Source organism: Ensifer sp. LC384, from assembly GCF_001695865.1.
Lineage (GTDB): Bacteria > Pseudomonadota > Alphaproteobacteria > Rhizobiales > Rhizobiaceae > Ensifer.
Genome location: NZ_MBST01000072.1, coordinates 1 through 863 on the forward strand (window position 1 = coordinate 1; position 863 = coordinate 863).

At 69.6% G+C, this 863-nt stretch carries 1 protein-coding gene; it reads right to left on the minus strand.

All coding sequences use genetic code 11. The features are described 5' to 3' along the window. A partial coding sequence (locus BC363_RS30600; protein WP_065793355.1) for a sulfate/molybdate ABC transporter ATP-binding protein occupies positions 1 to 863 on the minus strand: 863 nt, incomplete at both ends.

An 863-nucleotide genomic window follows, 5' to 3' on the forward strand; every position in this document is an offset into this window, starting at 1 on the left:
GGCCGGAAGGCGACCCTGGCGCGGTCCTGGGTTGTGGTGCGTTCGGGCGGCAGCTCGATTTCGGCATGCGGGTGGGTGCGGCCGAGGTCGAGTTCGAGATGGCGGGTGCCGGCGACGCGGCGGCTGGCGGTGACCAGCCCGGCGAGACAGCCGCCGCAGCCGTCGATCAGCTCGATGTCGTGCGGGCGGAAGTAGAGGGTGGCCGGACCATCGGGCTCGGTCGGGGCGCGCAGGCCGATCGGCCGGTCCTCGAACCAGATCTCGCCGTTCGCCAGCGTCACGGCCAGGGCGTTCGACTGGCCGATGAAGCCGTAGACGAACGGCGAGACCGGATGGTCGTAGATCTCGTCGGGGGTGCCGACCTGCTCGATCGCGCCCTTGCTCATCACCACCACCCGGTCGGCCAACTCCAGCGCCTCTTCCTGGTCATGGGTGACGAAGATGGTGGTGTGGCCGGTGCGGTCGTGAATCTCGCGCAGCCAGCGCCTGAGTTCCTTGCGGACCTGGGCGTCGAGCGCGCCGAACGGCTCGTCGAGCAACAGCACGTTCGGCTCGACCGCCATGGCGCGGGCCAGCGCGACGCGCTGGCGCTGGCCGCCCGACAGCTGCGCCGGGTAACGCTTCTCCAGCCCGGAGAGCTGGACGAGATCGAGCAGATCAAGCGCGCGCTGGCGGATGTCGGCGGCCGGCGGCCGGCGATTGGCCGGGCGCACCTTCAGCCCGAAGGCGACGTTGTCGAGCACCGTCATGTGCCGGAACAGCGCATAGTGCTGGAAGACGAAGCCGATGTTGCGCTGCTGCACGGTCTTTTGCGAGGCATCGTCGTCGCCGAAGAAGATCGTGCCGGCGGTCGGGCTTTCGAG